This window comes from Enterococcus devriesei (assembly GCF_001885905.1).
In the GTDB taxonomy this organism is placed as follows: domain Bacteria; phylum Bacillota; class Bacilli; order Lactobacillales; family Enterococcaceae; genus Enterococcus_A; species Enterococcus_A devriesei.
This window is the reverse complement of sequence record NZ_JXKM01000002.1, coordinates 407,735-427,470: the sequence shown is the minus strand read 5'-3', so window position 1 is coordinate 427,470 and position 19,736 is coordinate 407,735. Positions and strand designations below refer to the sequence as shown.

Annotated in this window: 18 protein-coding genes; 14 read left to right on the top strand and 4 right to left on the bottom strand. The window is 41.9% G+C overall.

Annotated elements, in window-relative coordinates; genetic code table 11:
* Positions 1-8 precede the first annotated feature (8 nt).
* The 14 genes from RV00_RS04620 to nifJ all read left to right on the top strand — a co-directional run bounded on the left by RV00_RS04620 (position 9) and on the right by nifJ (position 15,249).
* Positions 9-1,118: a CAP-associated domain-containing protein gene (locus RV00_RS04620; RefSeq protein WP_071861429.1), complete on the top strand. Its 1,110-nt coding sequence runs from the start codon at positions 9-11 to the stop codon at positions 1,116-1,118.
* Between the two features lies 1 nt (position 1,119).
* Positions 1,120-1,545 (top strand): YlbF/YmcA family competence regulator, encoded by a 426-nt coding sequence (locus RV00_RS04615; RefSeq protein WP_071861428.1) that lies wholly within the window; start codon positions 1,120-1,122, stop codon positions 1,543-1,545.
* On the top strand, positions 1,532-1,879 hold the full coding sequence (locus tag RV00_RS04610; protein WP_174784454.1) for a YlbG family protein: 348 nt from the start codon (positions 1,532-1,534) through the stop codon (positions 1,877-1,879). Before RV00_RS04615 ends, RV00_RS04610 begins: the two co-directional genes overlap by 14 nt.
* A gap of 97 nt (positions 1,880-1,976) precedes the next feature.
* Entirely contained in the window at positions 1,977-2,534 is a 558-nt protein-coding gene (rsmD, locus tag RV00_RS04605) for a 16S rRNA (guanine(966)-N(2))-methyltransferase RsmD (RefSeq protein ID WP_071861426.1), read from the top strand.
* Positions 2,534-3,025 carry a pantetheine-phosphate adenylyltransferase gene (gene coaD / locus RV00_RS04600; protein WP_071861425.1) on the top strand — a complete coding sequence of 164 codons (492 nt, stop codon included), beginning with the start codon at positions 2,534-2,536 and terminating at the stop codon, positions 3,023-3,025. Before rsmD ends, coaD begins: the two co-directional genes overlap by 1 nt.
* A complete protein-coding gene (locus RV00_RS04595) occupies positions 3,025-4,068 on the top strand; it encodes a SepM family pheromone-processing serine protease (RefSeq protein WP_071861424.1) in 1,044 nt (347 codons plus the stop codon). Before coaD ends, RV00_RS04595 begins: the two co-directional genes overlap by 1 nt.
* 74 nt (positions 4,069-4,142) lie before the next feature.
* Positions 4,143-4,757: a helix-hairpin-helix domain-containing protein gene (locus tag RV00_RS04590; protein ID WP_071861423.1), complete on the top strand. Its 615-nt coding sequence runs from the start codon at positions 4,143-4,145 to the stop codon at positions 4,755-4,757.
* A 28-nt stretch (positions 4,758-4,785) separates the two neighbouring features.
* Positions 4,786-5,277: a ComE operon protein 2 gene (locus RV00_RS04585; RefSeq protein ID WP_071861422.1), complete on the top strand. Its 492-nt coding sequence runs from the start codon at positions 4,786-4,788 to the stop codon at positions 5,275-5,277.
* Between the two features lie 17 nt (positions 5,278-5,294).
* Complete coding sequence (locus RV00_RS04580) at positions 5,295-7,502, top strand: DNA internalization-related competence protein ComEC/Rec2 (protein WP_071861421.1); 2,208 nt, start codon at positions 5,295-5,297, stop codon at positions 7,500-7,502.
* A gap of 139 nt (positions 7,503-7,641) precedes the next feature.
* Positions 7,642-8,670, top strand: a complete 1,029-nt coding sequence (gene holA, locus RV00_RS04575) for a DNA polymerase III subunit delta (protein WP_071861420.1) — start codon at positions 7,642-7,644, stop codon at positions 8,668-8,670.
* A 321-nt stretch (positions 8,671-8,991) separates the two neighbouring features.
* Positions 8,992-9,441: a flavodoxin gene (locus RV00_RS04570; RefSeq protein ID WP_071861419.1), complete on the top strand. Its 450-nt coding sequence runs from the start codon at positions 8,992-8,994 to the stop codon at positions 9,439-9,441.
* A gap of 27 nt (positions 9,442-9,468) precedes the next feature.
* A complete protein-coding gene (locus RV00_RS04565; protein WP_071861418.1) occupies positions 9,469-10,305 on the top strand; it encodes a sulfide/dihydroorotate dehydrogenase-like FAD/NAD-binding protein in 837 nt (278 codons plus the stop codon).
* Positions 10,298-11,707 (top strand): NADPH-dependent glutamate synthase, encoded by a 1,410-nt coding sequence (gltA, locus tag RV00_RS04560; RefSeq protein ID WP_071861417.1) that lies wholly within the window; start codon positions 10,298-10,300, stop codon positions 11,705-11,707. The genes RV00_RS04565 and gltA overlap by 8 nt, the downstream gene beginning before the upstream one ends.
* A gap of 11 nt (positions 11,708-11,718) precedes the next feature.
* Positions 11,719-15,249: a pyruvate:ferredoxin (flavodoxin) oxidoreductase gene (gene nifJ / locus RV00_RS04555; protein WP_211272368.1), complete on the top strand. Its 3,531-nt coding sequence runs from the start codon at positions 11,719-11,721 to the stop codon at positions 15,247-15,249.
* A gap of 86 nt (positions 15,250-15,335) precedes the next feature.
* Here the strand turns inward: nifJ and rpsT are convergent, their stop codons facing one another.
* From rpsT to RV00_RS04535, 4 genes are all read right to left on the bottom strand, one after another.
* Positions 15,336-15,590 carry a 30S ribosomal protein S20 gene (rpsT, locus tag RV00_RS04550; RefSeq protein ID WP_010744899.1) on the bottom strand — a complete coding sequence of 85 codons (255 nt, stop codon included), beginning with the start codon at positions 15,588-15,590 and terminating at the stop codon, positions 15,336-15,338.
* Positions 15,591-15,746: 156 nt separating this feature from the next.
* Positions 15,747-17,633, bottom strand: coding sequence for a heavy metal translocating P-type ATPase (locus tag RV00_RS04545; protein WP_071861415.1), 1,887 nt, complete (start codon positions 17,631-17,633; stop codon positions 15,747-15,749).
* Between the two features lie 242 nt (positions 17,634-17,875).
* Positions 17,876-18,709, bottom strand: a complete 834-nt coding sequence (locus tag RV00_RS04540) for an undecaprenyl-diphosphate phosphatase (RefSeq protein ID WP_071861414.1) — start codon at positions 18,707-18,709, stop codon at positions 17,876-17,878.
* 300 nt (positions 18,710-19,009) lie between these two features.
* Entirely contained in the window at positions 19,010-19,714 is a 705-nt protein-coding gene (locus tag RV00_RS04535; RefSeq protein ID WP_071861413.1) for a histidine phosphatase family protein, read from the bottom strand.
* Positions 19,715-19,736 lie beyond the last annotated feature (22 nt).

Here is a 19,736-nt window from a genome sequence, read left to right as displayed (position 1 = left end):
GTTGTTGTGTGAAGAGAGTGATTGGTTTTCTATGTATTTTGATAATTGTATTGATTGGTTATTACTTACAGCCAGTACTCTTTCCGCCAGCAACGGAAACTAAAAAAGTCGAGCAAAATCAGCGAACAGTTCGTCACAAAGCGTTGAAGCATCAGACGATCGAAACCGAGGGCTATGCTGAATACATTAAGCAGCCGGTTGGAAAATTTGAAGCAACATTTGGACAACCGACTAAAATAGAAGACAGCGGCTTCTTCTTTCAAACGCGTTATTATTCTTTGGATCAAGGAATGCTTGAGGTCAATGTCGAAGCGGGAAACGTCAGTACGATTAAAGTAATGTCGCAAAAAGGTGAACTCGAACCCTTTAAATTTGGCATGACCAATCGGCAATTGTCGGAACAAATCAATCTCTCAGCTGATTTTGCTTTGGATTACGATGAAGAACCCGTAGTAATCGAGCTGAGTGAAAATGATATGCGTTACCGACCGTTAATCGCATTTAAGAATGATACCTTCGCGATCCTCTTTTTTAATGGGGATAGTGACAAACTGATTGGTGCAGCCTATTTAGACATTGAAAACCTGTTACGCTTAATGCCCTATCAGATCAACAGTGGCAATCCATTGGCAAATCGGATTCAAGAGAGCAATCTAGATTGGAACGTGCTGAATCAGCAAAAGCAGACACGCTTAATCGAATCGATCAATCAGTACCGTACGTTGCATAAGCTGCCAGTCTTCCAGACAAGTAGCACCGCAATGACTGCTAGTAAAGACCTGTTAAAAACTTTTTTAACGAGTCCGAAGAAAGTTCTAAGTCAAGAACGGATGGAAGAGTGGGAGACTGATCAAAGCGCTCATTTAAGTAATTTATCTTTTGAACTAGCTCCAGCCGAACTGAAAAAGCTGGCAAAAGCTGAGGAAACTGACTATATCTCCGGCTTGTTTTATTCGCCGACTGTTGATCCTCTTTTTAGCTTGTTTAATTGGATTAGTCGAGATCGCTTAAACGAGCTGTACGATGATCCCGATGCTAATAGCTTAGGCGTTGCATTTAATCAAGAGAGTGTGCTAGTCTTGATACAGGAACCAGAGAAAACAAAGGATAGTGAGTAACTTGATTATTAATGATGCGTTTTTTCAATTAGAAGATCAGAATCAACGATTGATTCAATGTATAGTGACAAGTCAAAGCTATAAAAATTATTTGCAGACAAAGCAAGCAATGGATGCTTGCCAGGATGTAGCAAAGTTGAAAAAGGTTTTTCAGCGGGAAAAAGAAAAGTTTGAGCAAATCGCGGCATACGGCGAATACGCACCAGATTATCGTCAGCAACAGCGAAAAGTTCGGCTAAGTAAGCGAGCATTGGATCTAAATGAAAAAGTCGCTAGCTATCGACTGGCGGAAACTGATTTTCAACAGTTATTAGATGAGATTGGGCAACGGTTAGCCCAGACGATTTCTTTAGAGATCAAGGTGGATGCAGGAAATCCTTTTTTTGAAACAGAGAATCGCAGTTGTAAGGGGAATTGTCATGGATAATACTGAATTTGTGATGCAAAAACGACGTGGAATCATTGTTTGGGTGTATTCACTTAAACAATTAAAAAACTTGAAACGCTTTGGCTTGATCCATTTCGTTTCACGTAAAATGAAGTATGTCGTTTTGTATGTGAATGAAGAATTGGTGGAAGAGACGGAAGAAAAGCTGCAAGGACTGCATTTTGTACGCCAAGTCGAACGTTCGTACCGACCAGATATCGAAATGAATTTCGCCGATCGAATCGGAACAAAGGCCGCTTATCAAGTGAAAGATGACGATGAGTTAGATGTCGTAGAAGCCAATACAAAGATTCGATTAGCAGAAACAGTCTAAGTAAGGTGAAAAATGTCTGATTTGTTCAAACATTTTTCATCTTTTTCTTTGATAATAGAGAGAACAAATTTTTAATGCAGAAAGAGGCAGGTAAGTCATGCGAGTGGTTGCAGGTGAATTCGGCGGTCGTAAATTGAAAACTTTAGCGGGAAACAATACGCGGCCAACGACAGATAAAGTGAAAGGGGCAATCTTTAATATGATTGGGCCCTATTTTGATGGCGGGGTCGCGCTAGATCTTTTTTCTGGCAGTGGATCATTGGGAATCGAAGCTGTTTCACGAGGCATGGATCAAGCAGTGCTGGTGGAAAAAAATTTCCGTGCGATGGAGATTATCCGGGAAAATGTCGCCATGACTAAAACAGCGGAGGCTTTTCAATTAATGAAAATGCCAGCCAATCAAGCTATCCAACAATTAGCGGCTGGCGGGCTGAAATTTGATTTGGTATTGTTAGACCCGCCCTATGCTAAGCAAGAGATCGTCAAGCAGATTGAGCTGTTGATCGAGCATCAGTTGCTGAGTGAGAGTGTAACGGTCGTTTGCGAGACGGATAAAGAAGTTGTGCTACCTGAGGCCATCGGTCAGCTGAAGGAACGCAAGCGGCAAGATTATGGGATTACTGCGGTAACGATTTATGATTGGGAGGTAGAGTAATGACGGAGAAGCGAATTGCCCTTTTTCCCGGCAGTTTTGATCCCTTGACGATGGGGCACTTAGATACAATCGAACGGGGTGCGAAATTATTTGATGAGTTGATCATCGGGGTTTTCGTGAATACGAGTAAGAAAAGTTATTTCACCCCAGAGGAAAAGCTGGCGGTAGTAAAGGAATCCGTTCAGCATCTTCACAATGTCCGTGTGCTTGCCCAGGAAAGTGAACTGACGGTCAATGCGGCGGAAAAATTGGGTGCCAAGTTTTTGTTACGGGGCATCCGCAGTGTCAAAGATTATGAATACGAAAAAGAAATCGCCTTAATGAATCAGCATCTTGATTCGTCCTTAGAATCGGTCTTTTTGTTGGCGGATCCTAAATACAGCCACATTAGTTCGTCGATTCTTAAAGAAGTTTGGACCTTTAATGGGGATATCAAAGAATACTTGCCTGAAGCAGTTTATCGGGTGTTGGAAGAGAAGCGTGATCAATAGTGAAAAACAATAAATTAGTCAAACGTCTAGTAGCAATATTTTTAGCATTGGTAGTAATTGCCTGCGTAATCGTGCCGATTCCTTATTATATCGAGGAGCCGGGAGACACGATCAATTTGAAGGAATTGATTACTGTCAACGGCAAAGAAGATGAACATAAAGGCTCCTTCAGCCTGACTTCGGTGGGAATTCGCCGAGCAACGGTCTTTACGGCCTTGAAGTCAAAAGTTGAACCCTTCCATGAGATTATTTCGGCTGATGATTTAACCGGCGGGGCCAGTGACGCAGAATATATGCAAATCCAGAAATTCAATATGGAGACTTCACAAAATTTTGCCATCGAACAAGCGTTGAAACTGGCAGATAAACCTTATGAAATGACTTATAAAGGTGTTTATGTGTTAGGTGTTGAAAAGAATTCTAATTTCGCAGATAAAATTAGTGTTGGCGATACCGTTACTAAAGCAGATGGAAAAACCTTTACCAGCAGCGAAGATTTCATGAAATATGTGAAATCGCAAAAGGTTGGACAAGAAATGAAAGTAACCTATGTCCATGACGGTAAAACCAAGGAAGCTACAGAAAAATTGATCAAGCTGCCGACGGATAAGAAGCCTGGTATTGGGATCACCTTGACGGATCATACCGAGATCGACTCACAGGACAAGGTCAAAGTTGACGCTGGCAATATTGGCGGTCCATCTGCTGGGTTAATGTTCACGTTGGAAATCTATGAACAATTGACTGGAAAAGATCTACGTCATGGCGAGAAAATCGCTGGAACTGGTACGATCAGCCCAGATGGAGAAGTTGGACGAATCGGCGGGATCGATAAAAAAGTTGCCAGTGCAGCAGCCAGCGACAATAAAATTTTCTTTGCTCCTAACGACGAAATCACGAAAGAAATGGAAAAAGCGCAGCCAGGCATCAAATCAAATTACGAAGAAGCCAAGGCAGCGGCTAAGAAGCTAGATACCGACATGAAGATTGTGCCTGTTAAAACAGTGCAAGATGCTTTGGATTATTTAGCGAAAATGAAATAACCTTTTTTACGAAAGAGTGCCAGGCAAAACAGTCTGACACTTTTTTTGCGTACTTTGATAAAAAGGAGGTCATCATGAAGCACTACTTAAAAAAGTATCCTTACTTACTTGGCATACCTGTCGTTATTATTGGATTATTTATGGGATTCTTTTTGCTACGGACACCAGCTGAGGAAACGACTGCTCCGGAATTGTTTTCCACCTCAGAAAGCACGTTCCAAGAAACGACCAACACTACTAAACAAGAATGGTATGTGGATGTCAAAGGAGCGGTCAAAAAAACTGGAATGTACCGGATCACTCAAGGGATGCGTTTGATGGATGCGATCGATTTAGCCGGTGGATTCACCTCGGAGGCCGATCAGAATCAAGTGAATTTCTCAAAATTATTAACCGATCAAGAAATTATTTACGTGCCGAAAGTCGGTGAAGCTATTCCGGCGATTGGTGAAGTGTCTCAAGGAAAAAGCAATACAACGACGAGCTCAGGAACAGCAGAAAAAATCAATATCAATACAGCAGATCTGACTGAATTGCAGCAGCTAACAGGAATCGGTGAGAAGAAGGCGGCCGACATTATCAAATACCGCGAAGAAAATGGCAGTTTTCGCGCGGTAGAAGATTTGACAAAGGTCTCAGGAATCGGCGAAAAGACGCTTGAAAATTTGAAAGACTCGATTACAATATAAGGAAAGATAAAAAGAGAGGGCGAACAATTTGACGAACGAAAGAATCCCTTGGGATCAGTATTTTATGGCGCAAGCCGTTTTATTGTCATTGAGAAGTACTTGTACACGACTGGAAGTAGGAGCGACGATCGTACGAGATAAACGAATCATCGCGGGTGGCTATAATGGTTCGGTCAGCGGCGATGTCCACTGTATGGACGAAGGCTGTTATGTGGTTGATGGTCACTGTCTGCGGACAATTCATGCTGAGATGAACGCTCTTTTACAATGTGCGAAGTTAGGTATTCCGACGGATCAAGCAGAGGTTTATGTGACTCATTTTCCGTGCTTGGCTTGTACTAAAGCCTTATTGCAAGCCGGCATCAAAAAGATTCATTATTTAAAGGACTATCGTAATGATCCTTACGCGATCGAATTGATTGATCAAGTCGGAGCTAGTGCTCATCAAGTCCATTTGGAAAGTAAGTATTTTACGAAATTACAATTAGGAGAAGATGCTGCCACATCTCCTAAAAAATAAAACAGCTGAAAAACTATTTGATCCTACCGATCCTAGCTGCGATTATAACAGCCAGTTTTGTCTACCAATTTAATGGTTGGCTGCTGGTGCTATTGAGTCTTTTGATCATTCGAATCTGCTGCATGAAAAACCGCAAGCTGTTGCTTTTGGTTTTATTGTGCAGTTTTTTTGTAGTGGTCCGAACCTATTTTTATGTCGCGGCCTTGGAGGCACCACAAGAAAAAATCGTTCAACAAGTCATGCAAGTTGAAGCAGATTCTCTGACGATTGACGGAAATTTTTTGACGCTGAAAGGAAAATTGAGCGGGAAAACCTATTTGGTTTATTATACGCTGACTTCAGAAGCTGAAAAAGAACAGTGGCAGGGGCCTAATATCGTGGATCAGGTTCTACTTAGTGGCGAAACGCAAAATTTTGAACCGGCACGAAATTTGAATGGCTTCAATCAACGACACTATTATCAAAGTTTAGGGATCAGTCAACTTTTATTGGCGGATTCGATTAGTTTAAGGAAACAAACAGGTTTTCATTTGAAAAATCTTCGTCAACATTTAATCATAGCAATTGACTCTAAATATCCGCCTCGTCTAGCCAGCTATATAAAAGCGTTAGTGATTGGCTACAAAGATTCAGAATTCGATGAATATGGCTCACTTTATCGGGAAATCGGGCTGTTGCATTTATTTACGCTATCCGGGTTACATATTCAGTTTTATTTAGGCGGTATTCATCTAGTATTGAAGCGCCTGGGTTTGATTCGAGAGACCCGACTTGTGCTTTTAAGTATCAGCGGTGGGCTATTGATCCTTTTGACAGGTGGAAGCTTTAGCACGATCAGAGCAGTGATGAGTTTCTTGATTGCTTTTTGCTGTCTAACGTTACAGTTAGCACTTTCTAAACTGGATCAATGGAGTATTATGCTGTTGGGATTGGTGTTTTGCTTTCCATTAGTTTTGTGGTCGATAGGCGCACAATTGAGCCTTTACTTTGCGCTAATTCTACTTTATCTATCGGATCTTAAATTGAAAGCTTGGCAGCACAGTCTGCTTTTTTCGCTGTGTTCCTTGCCATTATTGATATATAGCTTCAGTGAATGGGCAATCGTGGGCGGTTTGTTTACTTTATTATTATTCCCGCTTTTTGAGTGGGTGATCCTACCTTGCTGCGTGGTGCTATTTATTGGTAGTTTTATTCCGCTGCCGAGCTTTTTGAGTCAGTTGGTAGCATTCTTATTTCAACTAGTCGAAAAAGTGCTAGAGCTGCTCTTGATCCCTAATTTGACCATCGGAAAACCAACTTTTCTGCTATTATTAGTGTTAATAGGATTGGTTTTAATCAGTTTTGATCGAATAAAGGCCGACAAGAAACTCTATGGGCCATTTTTAGTCGCCAGTCTATTGGTGGTTTCCATTGCTCACTCGGAAAAAGGGCTGGTGGCTTTTGTGGATGTTGGTCAAGGGGACAGCATTTTCATCAAACTGCCCTTCAAACAAGAAACATTTTTGATTGACACAGGAGGTCGTCTGACGTTTCAACAAGCGGCATGGCAGAGGCGAAAGCAAAAACATAGTTCTGACTATCAGCTGCTACCCTTGTTGAAATCATTAGGCTGTGACCAGGTTGATCACTTGATCATTACTCATAATGATGCGGATCATATGGGTGAATTAAGTCATGTCCTGGATGAAATAAAAATAAAAAATCTCTATTTAGCCAAGGGCTCACAAATGGAATTACGTGTATTTTTAACAAAAGTCAAACAAACCAAGATTCATTTAGTCACTCGTGGGGATATTATCGGCGAACAGTTGAAATTACACGTGCTATCACCAACGGTCAGTCAAGGAGCGAATGACGATTCCATTGTCACTTATTTTCAAGTCAATCAGCAAAAATTTTTATTGACTGGAGATTTAGAAACGACCGGAGAACAAAAATTACTAGAACATTATCCCCGTTTGAAAACTGATTTTTTGAAGGTTGGGCATCACGGTAGTAATACGTCGACAAGTCTAGCTTTTCTATCTGCATTAGCGCCGGAATACGGCATTATTTCCGCTGGAAAAAAGAACCGCTACGGTCATCCGACTGCGGAAACAATCAGTAAATTAAGAGAGCAGAACATCAAAATTTTTCGCACCGATCAAAACGGCATGATCTATTACCAATGGTCAGGAATAACCAAGCGCGGGGAAATTAAACAACTAATAGATTTTCCAGAATAATCGTGGTAGCATGGAAAAGCAGGTTTTAGATCACATGATTCATTCAAATTTTTTAAAGGGAACTTTTGAAAATCGAATCACTGAGTATATGAGAACGAATAAAAATAGATTTTTTTTAACTTTAGATAGGAGTACTTAAATGAATACACAAGAGGCCCTCCAGCAAATCAGAAATGCACCGCTAGCTCCGATATACTTGGTTACTGGTACCGAAGATTTTCTGACACAGGAAGTCCGACAAGCTTTTTTTGATCGCATGAAGCGGGATAATCTAGAAGAATTAAATTTTATGTCCTTTGATATGGAAGAGAGTGGGCTAGGAGCGGTGATTGACGAGGCTGAAACGTTGCCGTTTTTTGGTGACTATCGCTTGATCTTCGTGGAGAATCCTTATTTTTTAACTGGCGAAAAGAAAACCAATACGCCAGAACAGGATACGGATGCGTTGTTGGATTATCTAAAACAACCCTTAGAGACATCAGTCGTAGTTTTTTGGGCCAGTTACAGCAAGCTAGATGCTCGTAAAAAGATTACTAAAGCTTTGAAGAAGACGACGGTGATCGATGCGGCGCCTTTACAAGAAAAAGAGCTGCGTAACTTTTTACAGCGGTATATCAGTAATGAAAATATCAAAATTTCAAGGGAAGCCTTCGATCTATTTTTGCGTTTGACAGATTATGATCTATCAAAGGCGATGAACGAGGTAGAAAAATTATTGCTCTTAGCCGGTGCTGGTGGAACGATAACCTTACAATTAGTAGAGGACCTCGTCCCGAAAACGTTGGAGCATAATATTTTTGAATTAACCGAGCAGATTTTAAAAGGAGATACTGCTAAAGCGTATCAAACCTACGAAGAACTCCATCTTCAAGGGGAAGAAACAATCAAATTGACCGCCATTCTAATTGGGCAGATTCGTCTGCTGCTACAAACCAAAATTTTACAAAAGATTGGTTATCAGCAAGCCAACATCGCGGAAACATTAGGGATTCATCCGTATCGGGTAAAGCTGGCGATGCAGCAGGTAGCCAAATTTCCATTGAATCTATTAGTCTCGATGTATGATGATTTGGTAGAAAATGATTACGAAGTCAAAACCGGTCAAGCAGATAAAGAATTAAATTTTCAATTATTTATTCTAAAATCTACCGAGCAAATCAAAAAATAATTCATTAATTAAAACTAGTAGGGACACGGGGGAAAAATTCCGGTCTTTGCTAGTTTTTTTACGCTAGTAAAAAAACTTTAATCGAATAAAAGATATATTTTTCTGAATTAAAAAAATTGAAATTAAAAAGCCTTATCTATGTTTAATAATTCACATTTTTGAGGTATGATATAACAAAGGAGTGCAAAAAGTAAAGCGCTTTTTTGTAGAATATTTCATTTGAAATAAGCAGAATAGATAAAGAATTTTTGAGCTACCTGACCATTATTTGTCTATTTTGTCTTTATTTATACCATTTCAATTAAAGGAAGGATGAAGAAAATGACACTAGCAAAAATTGTTTACGCATCAAACACAGGAAATACTGAGGGCATTTCTGAGATTTTGGAGGATGCTTTTGAAGCCAACGATATTACCGTAGAGCGAGTAGAAGCAGATGATGCTGATGCTGATTTTTACGAAGATGCGGATATCTGTGTATTGGCGACGTATACAGATGGCGATGGGGAATTGCCTTTTGATTTAGAAGATTTACATGAAGAATTACCCGATGAAGATTTAGCTGGCAAAGTCTACGGCGTTGTAGGTAGCGGTGATAGTGAATTATATCCGGATTACTTCTGTCACGCTGCGGTTGCTTTTGAAGAAGCCTTCGCTAAAACAGGTGCGACAAAAGCAGCTGAAACAGTGAAGATCGAAAATGAAGCGGATGATGATGACGAAGAAGTCTTGAAAGCTTTCGTTAAAACGTTGATCGAAGCTGCAAAATAAGTTCTTACGAAAAAATGAGGTGAAGATTTGTTTAAGGTATTAGAGCGAAAAGAATTGGCACCTACGGAATTTGAGATTCTAGTCGATGCACCCAGGATCGCCAAGAAGGCAAAGGCTGGGCAATTTGTCATTCTGCGAATCGATGAATACGGCGAACGGATTCCATTAACAGTCGTTGATACGGATGCAGAAGCTGGCTGGGTTCGGTTGATCTTTCAAGTGATCGGCAAATCGACTGCACAGCTTGCCACCGTCATGGCAGGCGAAGCATTAAGCGACATTGTCGGCCCTCTGGGTAAGGCGACCGACATCGAAAATTATGGGACGGTTCTCTTGGTTGGTGGAGGTGTTGGCATCGCCGCGCTATTCCCAATCGTTAAGGCGCTGAAAGAGGCGGGTAACCGCGTTGTGACCGTCTTGGGAGCGAAAAATGCGGAATTACTGATCTTGCAAGAAGATTGTGCCAACTATTCAGACGAATTAATCTTAATGACCGACGACGGATCAGTTGGGCAAAAAGGATTAGTGACGGATGCGATGGAGGCAGTTTTCAAGCGAGAAGAAGTCGCAATGACTTGGGCGATCGGCCCTAGTATCATGATGAAGTTCTGTACACTTACCGCACAAAAATACGATACGCCGATCTATGTTTCTTTGAATCCGATTATGATTGACGGCACCGGTATGTGTGGCGGCTGCCGAGTAACAGTGGCGGATTCGATTAAGTTTGCTTGTGTGGATGGTCCTGAATTTTTAGGCGAAGAAGTTGACTGGGATGAATTTGTCAATCGGATGCAGCAATATCGACCTGAAGAACAGCTCTCTAATGAAAGATATGAAAAGCAGGTGAACGCCAATGGCTAAACGCAGTTATACTAAGACACCGATGAAAGAGCAGGCACCTGAGATTCGCAATCATAACTTCGATGAAGTGGCGTTGGGTTACACGCTGGAAGAAGGACAGCTGGAAGCAAGTCGCTGTTTGCAGTGTAAAAATGCGCCCTGTATTGATAATTGCCCAGTCATGATCGATATTCCAGGCTTTATCCAATCAATCGCAGACGGTGATATGCCGCAAGCCTATGAAGTGTTAAGCCGTTATACCAACTTGCCGGCGATCTGCGGTCGAGTCTGTCCGCAAGAAAAGCAGTGCGAGATGGTTTGCCGATTAGGCCGCTCTAAGAAGTTTGAACCAGTAGCAATCGGGAAATTGGAACGCTTGGTAGCCGATTGGGCTTTAGATCAGCCTTATGAAGTGCAAGAAGTTACGCAAGATAAAGGTCGGGTCGCAGTAATTGGTTCAGGTCCGTCTGGGCTAACTACCGCTGGTGATTTGGCTAAATTAGGCTATGATGTGACGATTTACGAAGCTTTGCATTCACCAGGGGGCGTTTTGACTTACGGCATTCCAGAATTCCGCTTGCCAAAAAATATCGTTAAAAAAGAAATCGATCGAATTATCGCTCAAGGAGTCAAATTAGAAACAAATGTAGTCGTTGGTAAAACCATCACTATGGATGAAATTATCGATGAATTTGACGCTTGCTACCTCTCTGTTGGAGCAGGGGCGCCAAGATTTCAAGGAATCAAAGGAACCTCATTGAATGGGGTCTATTCTTCTAGCGAATATTTGACGCGGGTCAACTTGATGCATGGCTATCAATTTCCTGAATACGATACGCCGGTCCAAAAGTCAAAAAATGTCGTGGTTATCGGTGGCGGGAACGTTGCGATGGATGCAGCTAGATCCGCCAAACGATTAGGGGCGGACAATGTTTCGATCGTTTATCGCCGCTCATTAGAGGAATTGCCAGCCCGTGAGGAAGAGTATCATCATTCAGTAGAAGAAGGGATCAATTATCATTGGTTGAGTAACCCGATCGAGTATATGGATGACGGCAATGGTCGTTTGACTGCGGTGAAATGTGTGCAAATGGAATTAGGCGAACCCGATGAATCTGGACGTCGCCGGCCGATCGTGATTTCCGGTAGTGAATTTATTATTGAAGCAGATACCGCGATCGAAGCAATCGGTCAAGGTGCGAACAAAGTTTTATTAGATACTTTCCCAGAGTTAGCTTTGAACAAATGGGGTTATATCGACGCAGATGAAGAAACTTGTGGGACATCGATCCCAGGCGTTTTTGCAGGCGGAGATATCGTTACCGGAGCGGCGACAGTTATCTTAGCAATGGGGGCCGGTAAAATAGCAGCAAACGAAATCGATCAATATATTCAAAAAACAAAGCAGGAGCAATTGGTTTAAGCGAGGTGCAAATGATGAAAACGATGAAAACGATGGATGGAAATACCGCGGCAGCTCATATTTCTTACGCCTTCACCGAGGTTGCCGGAATCTATCCCATCACTCCTAGTTCAACGATGGCGGAAGTTGTTGATGAATGGGCAGAGCAAGGACGTAAAAATATTTTCAACGAAACGGTCAAAGTCGTCGAGATGCAGTCAGAAGCTGGGGCCGCCGGAACCGTGCACGGATCATTAAAAACAGGTGTCTTAACAACCACGTATACCGCTTCACAGGGATTATTATTGATGATTCCGAATATGTTTAAGATTGCAGGCGAATTATTACCGACGGTCTTTCATGTAGCTGCGCGCGCGGTCTCTACCAACGCGTTGAGTATTTTTGGCGATCATAGTGACGTAATGGCTGCTCGTCAAACAGGATTTTGTATGTTGGCTGAAGGTGGCGTTCAAGAAGTCATGGATCTATCCGCCGTGGCTCACTTAGCGAGTATCGAAGGCAAGTTACCCTTTATGAATTTCTTTGATGGCTTTAGAACTAGTCATGAGTTGCAAAAAATTGAAGTACTTGATTATGAAGATTTGAAGGCGATGGTGAACTGGGAAGCCCTAGCAGAATTCAGACGATTAGGGATGAATCCGAATCGTCCAAATGTTTCTGGGACGGCACAAAATCCTGATATCCATTTCCAACAAAGAGAAACAGTTAATCGTTACTACGATGAAATGCCTGCGATCGTTCAAAAATACATGAATAAGATCAATGATCTGCGAGGCACTGATTATGATTTGACAAATTATTATGGGGATCCGGAAGCAACGGAAGTCATCGTCGCGATGGGTTCAGCATCGCCAACGATCCAGCAAACGGTCGATTATTTAAATGCGAATGGGCGCAAAGTCGGTTTTATCGACATTCATTTGTATCGTCCATTCCCGGCAGAAAACCTATTGGCGAAGTTGCCAACAACTGTTGAGAAAGTCGCTGTCTTAGACCGGACCAAAGAACCTGGATCAGACGGTGAACCACTATTATTAGATGTGCAAAGTGTCTTATATCGTCATTCCAATCGTCCAATCGTGATCGGTGGGCGTTATGGAATCGCTTCAAAAGATGTGACACCAGATCAAATCGTTGGAGTCTTTGATCATTTATTATTACCGATCAATGAGATGAAGCAACGCTTTACGATTGGGATCAATGATGATGTCACGCACTTGTCCTTACCAATGAATGATGTCCTTGATTTAACACCAGAATCAACCTTCCAAGCGAAATTTTGGGGACTTGGATCTGATGGAACGGTGGGAGCCAATAAACAAGCCATCAAGATTATCGGGAACAACACCGATTATTATGCTCAAGCCTATTTCTCTTACGATTCCAAAAAATCGGGTGGATTGACAAATTCTCATTTACGTTTTGGGAAAGAACCGATTCTTTCGACTTATAACGTGGAGGCGGCGGATTTTGTCGGCTGTCATAACAGTGCCTATATCCATCAATATGATTTGGTGAAGGGGCTGAAAGATGGCGGCACCTTCTTACTGAATACCGTTTGGGATGAAGAGAAGGTCCGGCAATTATTGCCAAGTCGGATCAAACGCTATTTAGCAGAGCATCAGATTAATTTCTATATTATTAACGCAATGGAAATCGCTCAAAAGACCGGTTTAGGCGGACGAATCAATCAAGTCATGTCAACAGCTTTCTTTGAGTTGACCGATATCATGGACCACGATACCTATCTGCCATTACTTAAGGGGGAAGTTGATGCTGCTTATGGTAAAAAGTCGCGAACTATCGTGGAACGAAACTGGCAAGCGATTGATTTAACTGTTGCCGAGTTGAAAAAAATCGAGATCCCAGCGGAATGGGCCACGCTTGAAGTCAAGGAGCAGATCAAAGAAACGGATATGAACAAGCCAGCCTATATCCGTAATATTTTAGAACCAATCAATCGTCAAGAAGGCAATCAGCTCTCAGTCAACGACTTGATTGAAAACGGCATGTTAGGCGGTGTAATGCCTTCTGGCACGGCGGCATATGAGAAGCGGGGGATCGCTTTAGAAGTGCCTGAATGGATTCCTGAGGCTTGTACGATGTGTAATGAATGCGCCTTTGTTTGTCCCCACGCGGCGATTCGTCCATTCTTAGCAGATGACGAAGAGTTGGAAGCTGCACCAGCAGGCTTTATTACTCGCGATATGAAGGGCAAAAGCGGCTTGAAATATCGTATTCAAGTTTCTTTAGAAGATTGTACCGGATGTGGACTTTGTGCCGAAGTGTGTCCAGCTAAAGAAAAAGCGTTAGTCATGAAGTCTTACGAGGATCAAAAAGAGCAGGCGATCAACTGGGCTTTTGCCATGACGTTACGCCAAAAAGAAAATCCTGCAAAAAAATTCTCAGTCTTAGGGTCACAGTTTGAGCAACCGTTGCTTGAATTTTCCGGTGCTTGTGCGGGCTGTGGTGAAACACCCTATGTTAAACTTTTAACCCAGCTTTATGGCGATCGCATGATGATTGCGAATACGACCGGTTGTTCTTCTATTTGGGGCGGCTCGTCTCCAGCTGCACCCTATACCGTCAATCAAAATGGCTGTGGTCCCGCTTGGAGTAACTCACTCTTTGAGGACAACGCTGAATATGGTTTAGGGATGCACGTGGCGAATATGACCAAACGAAATCGAGTAGCCAATAAAGTCAAAACAGTCTTGGCCAAAGGAGTAGGGTCCGAGGACACCAAGGCTCAATTACAAGATTGGTTAGACCATATGCAAGAAGGCGAAGGCAGTCAACAACGAGCGGCTAAGCTGAAAGCAACGTTAAGTGGTGAAACGAATGAAGAGCTGCAGTCGATTTTAGCGGACAAGGATATGTTCGTAAAACCGAGCCAATGGATCATCGGTGGTGACGGTTGGGCATATGACATCGGCTTTAGTGGAATTGATCACGTACTGGCTTCTGGTGAGGATGTTAATATTTTAGTCATGGACAATGAGGTTTATGCCAACACTGGTGGACAGATGTCTAAAGCAACTCCTTCTGCTGCAATCGCAAAATTTGCGGCGGGCGGGAAGAAGACGAAGAAAAAAGATTTAGGCATGATTGCGATGACCTATCGTGATGTTTATGTGGCACAGGTAGCGATTGAAGCAAATCCGACCCAGGCATTGAAGGCGATTCAAGAAGCTGAAGCTTACCCAGGACCATCCATCATTATCGGTTACACGCCTTGTATTAATCATGGTCTTCGCGGCGGCATGAGTAAATCAATCAAAGAGTCTAAAGAAGCCGTAGAATCTGGCTATTGGCAGCTTTATCGTTTTGATCCAGTTCGGGCTCAAAAAGGCAAAGAGCCAATGCGGATCGACTTTAAAAAAGCTGATTTCAGTAAGATGAATGATTTCCTTGAAGGGCAAACACGCTTCTCTGCTTTGCATAATATCAAGAAGAACGATGAAATCGTTGAAGAAATGTTGAATCAAACAGTAGAAGATATGGAAGAACGCTCTAAAAATTATAGCGAGTTAACAAAATAAGCAGTAAAGCCGCCGAATTTTATTAACTAAAATTCGGCGGCTTTTTTAAGTATAAATAAAAAAACCGATCAAATGATCGGTTTTTATTATTTTGCTAATTTTTTAGCAAGACGTGCTTTATCACGGTTTGCTTTGTTTTTGTGGATCAAACCTTTTGATTCAGCCATATCGATAGCTTTAGCAGCTTCTTTATATAAGTCGTTCATATTTTCAGCACCTGCAGCAGCAGCTTCTTCAAATTTCTTAACGGTTGTACGCATTGCGCTCATTTGTGATGAGTTTTTAGCGTTAGCAGCTTCGCTAGTGCGGACACGTTTGATTGCAGATTCAATGTTTGGCATGGATTTCACCTCCGGATTTAGTCTTATACGGTTATAGCCGTACAATTCAACATTACTCATTATACATAAAGGAAGTTTCCAATGCAATAAAATCGTGACAAGTTTTTTTCCTTAACAGAAAATTTACAGTTTGATAAAGGCATTCTTGCTAAAAAATTAGCTGGCGGCTTGATAAAGGGGACAGGCTGTGCACTTTTCTGCTTTGTTGTGAGTTAGCTCCTTCAATGGTATCAGCATTCTCAGTCCATTCAAGATGACTAAAATAGTGCTGCCTTCATGTCCGATGACTCCAAGCGGTAAGGTTAGAAATTGAAGGAAGTTGCTGGCAATCAAAAGAAGGATCACGCTGAGTGAAAACAGAATATTTTGTCGTACGATACGCTTCATTTTTTTGGCCAGTCGATGACTGTACATCAATTTCGTCAAGTCATTCTTCATTAAAACCATATCGGAAACTTCCATCGCCACATCGGTTCCTTCACCCATCGCAATTCCAATACTGGCGGTCGCAAGAGCAGGGGCATCATTGATTCCATCACCTACCATCGCGTTGACTGGATAACTTTCTTGCTGTTGTTTGACTAGCGCCGTCTTATCCGCAGGAAGTAGACCGCTATGAAAAGCATTCAACCCCAGCTGTTGAGCCGCAAAGCTGGCAGCTCCGTGATTATCGCCAGTCAGCATCACCGTTTGAACTGCTTGATTATCAAAGTAGGCAATGATTTCTTTCGTAAAAGGCTTAGGCAGATCCATTAAAGCGATTAAGGCAACTAATTTTTCATCGTGGGTAAGTGCAACGACTGTTTTACCTTCGTTATGCCATAGAGTGATTAAAGGTTGTTGCATTTGTTTTTCCGTAGGCTTTCCTAAGCGCCAAGTCTGGTCAAAATAAACTGTTTCTAATCCCATACCGGCTTTTTCTTCCACTTGGAGATCCAAGCTCTCTTCCTTTTCGAAAAACTTGGCAATGGCGATTGCTAATGGATGAGTCGATTGGCGTTCCATCGAATAGAGGATTCTCGGAATGAGAGGATCAGCTGAAAAAATTTTATAATTAGTGACACGCGGCTTCCCTTGTGTCAACGTTCCTGTCTTATCAAAAGAGATTGCCTGCAGATCCGCTAATTTTTCTAGTGTTTTACCCGACTTAAAAAGAATCCCATGCTTCGCGCCATTGGAGATCGCGGCTAATGTTGCAGGCGTCGCAGAGGCGACTAGGGCACAAGGAGAGGCAACGACAAGGAGTACCATCCCGCGATAGAAACTTTCAGTAAAACTCCAGCCAAGTAAGAAATGAGTTGCGAAGATCATCAATGGAACGGCAATTAAAACGATTTTAACATAACCATTTTCGATTTTTTCGATGAAAGTCGCAGTTGCGCTTTGTTCCTTTTGGGCATTTTCCACTAGCCGTAAAATTTGTGAAAATAGCGTGTCGTTGCTTGTTTTTGTTACTGCTAGAGTAAAAGCTTGTCCAACGTTGATCGTACCGCCAAAAACTTCATCGCCGGGATTTTTTTCGACGGGCACCGCTTCACCGGTGATTGCCGCTTCATCAATCGAAGAAGTTGCTAACATCTTCCCATCGATCGGTACGGCTGTGCCTTTAGGAACGAATACATGATCATGCAGTTTTAATGCCTCAACTGGAACCGTAATGTGTTCGCCGGCGACAACTTTTAATGCTTCTTTTGGCGCCACGTTCATTAGAGCGGTAATCTCTTTCGTACTTTTGTTAGTCGCATATTCTTCCAAGGCACCGCTGAGACAAAAGATAAATGTCAACATCGCGCCTTCAAACCAATTACCAATTAAACAAGCGCCGATCGCTGCTAAGGCCATCAATAAATCGACATTTAAGGTTTTTTCATGGATTAATTCTGAGATTCCTTCAAAAGTTTGTTTCCACCCGCCGCTAATGATGGCTAAAATAAAGACAAGCGGAAAGAAGGGATAGGCAAAGGCCATCAGCATCTTACCACTGATTAAAAAGACTAGGCAAAACAAAGTAGAGAGAAAAGCATTTCGTTCTTTAGTATTCATAACTTTTCCTCCTTTCACCCTCATAGTATCACAGTCAATTGTTCAAATGATAATGAAATCAGCCAATTGAGAACGAAAGTAATTATCAATTATACTTGAGAATGACTATCATTAGTAGTTGGTAAAAGGAAAGTCAGCCGATTCAAGGAGATGACGGAATAACAAAAGATGAATTATTTTATAATAATTATCAATTGGTTCGAAAAATGGCAAAAAAGAAAAGACCTACAAAAATGCAGGTCTTACATAGCGATCAGCCAGTAGCCAATTAAGATGATGCCGAGAATAATTCGATACCAGCCAAAGGCAGTAAAATCATTTCGTTTAATATAATCCAATAAGAATTTGATAGCGATAATAGAGACGACGAAAGCAGTGATCATACCGACTAATAATACGATAGTCTCAGAAGAGCCAAATGAATTTCCGTGAGAAATAAATTTGAAAATCTTCAAACCACTGGCGCCAAACATGACGGGAATACCTAAGAAGAAAGAGAATTCCGTTGCCACAAAACGAGAGCTGCCAATAATAATCGCTCCTAAAATCGTTGCACCAGAACGAGAAGTTCCGGGGATCAATGATAATAATTGAAACGCCCCTACAATCAAAGCCGCTTTGTAAGTGAAGTCGTTTAAGGTGGTGACTTTTGGCTGTTTATGTTTGTTTTGTTTTTCAACAACGATAAACGCAATCCCGTAAACAATCAACATAATTGCCACAGGTAAAAACTTATGGAAATGCGCGTCTAAGAAGTCATCAGCTGGAATACCAATTATAGCTGCCGGAAGACAGGCGATGATGACCTTGAACCATAATGTCCAAGTATCCTTCTTTTCGGCTGAAGACTTGCTGGGAGCGAAGGGATTCAGCTTGCTGAAGTATAAAACGACGACCGCCAAAATCGCTCCTAATTGAATCACGACGTTAAACATTTCGGTGAAGGCGGGACTCATGTTCATTTTGATGAATTCGTCGGCTAAGATCAAATGGCCGGTAGAAGAAATCGGTAGCCATTCCGTGATCCCTTCGACGATACCAAGAATAATGGCTTTAAAAATATTAGCAATAAGCATACTATACGTCCTTTCAGATTAGTAACATAAAATAGTATACCGTTTCGCTAATCAAAAAACCATCGAAAAAAAACTAAGCTTTTTTAAAGAAACCGTGATAGAAGTGTTCATCGTCAAGCAACAAACTACTACTGGAACACCATTTATTCAGAAAGAAGAGCGGTGACAAAAATTTTGTCACCGCTCTTCTTCACGTATAAACAGTTTGACAGAAGTAGCTTCTTCGGAAATAAGCCAAAATTTCAAAAAATCTGAGGAGCAATTTCTTGAAGTTGACACTTCTGCTTCAACCTCTTAAGGTTACGCGTCAATTTGATCAGAAATCTTTTTCCCACGTTCCATGTAACTAATATCATTGATTGCACGGATCGAAAACTCGCCATTTTCGTAACGCAGGCGATTGATACTACCATTTAACAGATTTGCCCGAACAGGTTGTTTTGAATCGATCAAGCTTAGTAAGAAAGCAATCGTTAAACCGTGAGAAACGATTAAGACATTTCCGCCACCTTGTTTTTCACGTTGTTGGGCGATATCTTCAAAGCCGTTCCAGACGCGATCCCGTAATTTTTCGTAAGGCTCTGCCCAGTTTGCTGTATCGGCTCCTTCAACTGCATTTGCGATCTCTTCAAAGCTGACATCGGTCGCAAATAAATCATCTTCAGTTTTAAAATTCAACACACGAGGCAGGACGCCCCACATTTCTGCATCATAAGCACCTTCTAAAGAACCAAAACACCATTCGCGAATTCTTGGATCGACATGGTAAGGGATATCTTTACCGTCTGGATGTTCCCCTAAGAGAATTCGCATGGTTTCAATCGCCCGTCCGGAATCACTTGAATAGGCTTCTTCAAACTTAGTGTCTTGTAATCCAAGTCCGACGTAGTGGATACCGTCGCGGCCGCTTTGGGTCAGCGGAGTGTCACACCAGCCTTGTACACGCGCTAATGTATTGAACATCGTTTTACCATGTCGTACAATGTAAAGATTTGTTTCTGCCATATTTAAAACCTCCAAAAAGTTG

Coding starts and splice junctions, on each gene's coding strand:
- rsmD (WP_071861426.1), top strand. CDS start 1,977: ATGCGAGTGGTTGCAGGTGAATTCGGCGGTCGTAAATTGAAAACTTTA.
- coaD (WP_071861425.1), top strand. CDS start 2,534: ATGACGGAGAAGCGAATTGCCCTTTTTCCCGGCAGTTTTGATCCCTTG.
- RV00_RS04590 (WP_071861423.1), top strand. CDS start 4,143: ATGAAGCACTACTTAAAAAAGTATCCTTACTTACTTGGCATACCTGTC.
- holA (WP_071861420.1), top strand. CDS start 7,642: ATGAATACACAAGAGGCCCTCCAGCAAATCAGAAATGCACCGCTAGCT.
- RV00_RS04570 (WP_071861419.1), top strand. CDS start 8,992: ATGACACTAGCAAAAATTGTTTACGCATCAAACACAGGAAATACTGAG.
- gltA (WP_071861417.1), top strand. CDS start 10,298: ATGGCTAAACGCAGTTATACTAAGACACCGATGAAAGAGCAGGCACCT.
- nifJ (WP_211272368.1), top strand. CDS start 11,719: ATGATGAAAACGATGAAAACGATGGATGGAAATACCGCGGCAGCTCAT.
- rpsT (WP_010744899.1), bottom strand. CDS start 15,590: ATGCCAAACATTGAATCTGCAATCAAACGTGTCCGCACTAGCGAAGCT.
- RV00_RS04545 (WP_071861415.1), bottom strand. CDS start 17,633: ATGAATACTAAAGAACGAAATGCTTTTCTCTCTACTTTGTTTTGCCTA.
- RV00_RS04540 (WP_071861414.1), bottom strand. CDS start 18,709: ATGCTTATTGCTAATATTTTTAAAGCCATTATTCTTGGTATCGTCGAA.
- RV00_RS04535 (WP_071861413.1), bottom strand. CDS start 19,714: ATGGCAGAAACAAATCTTTACATTGTACGACATGGTAAAACGATGTTC.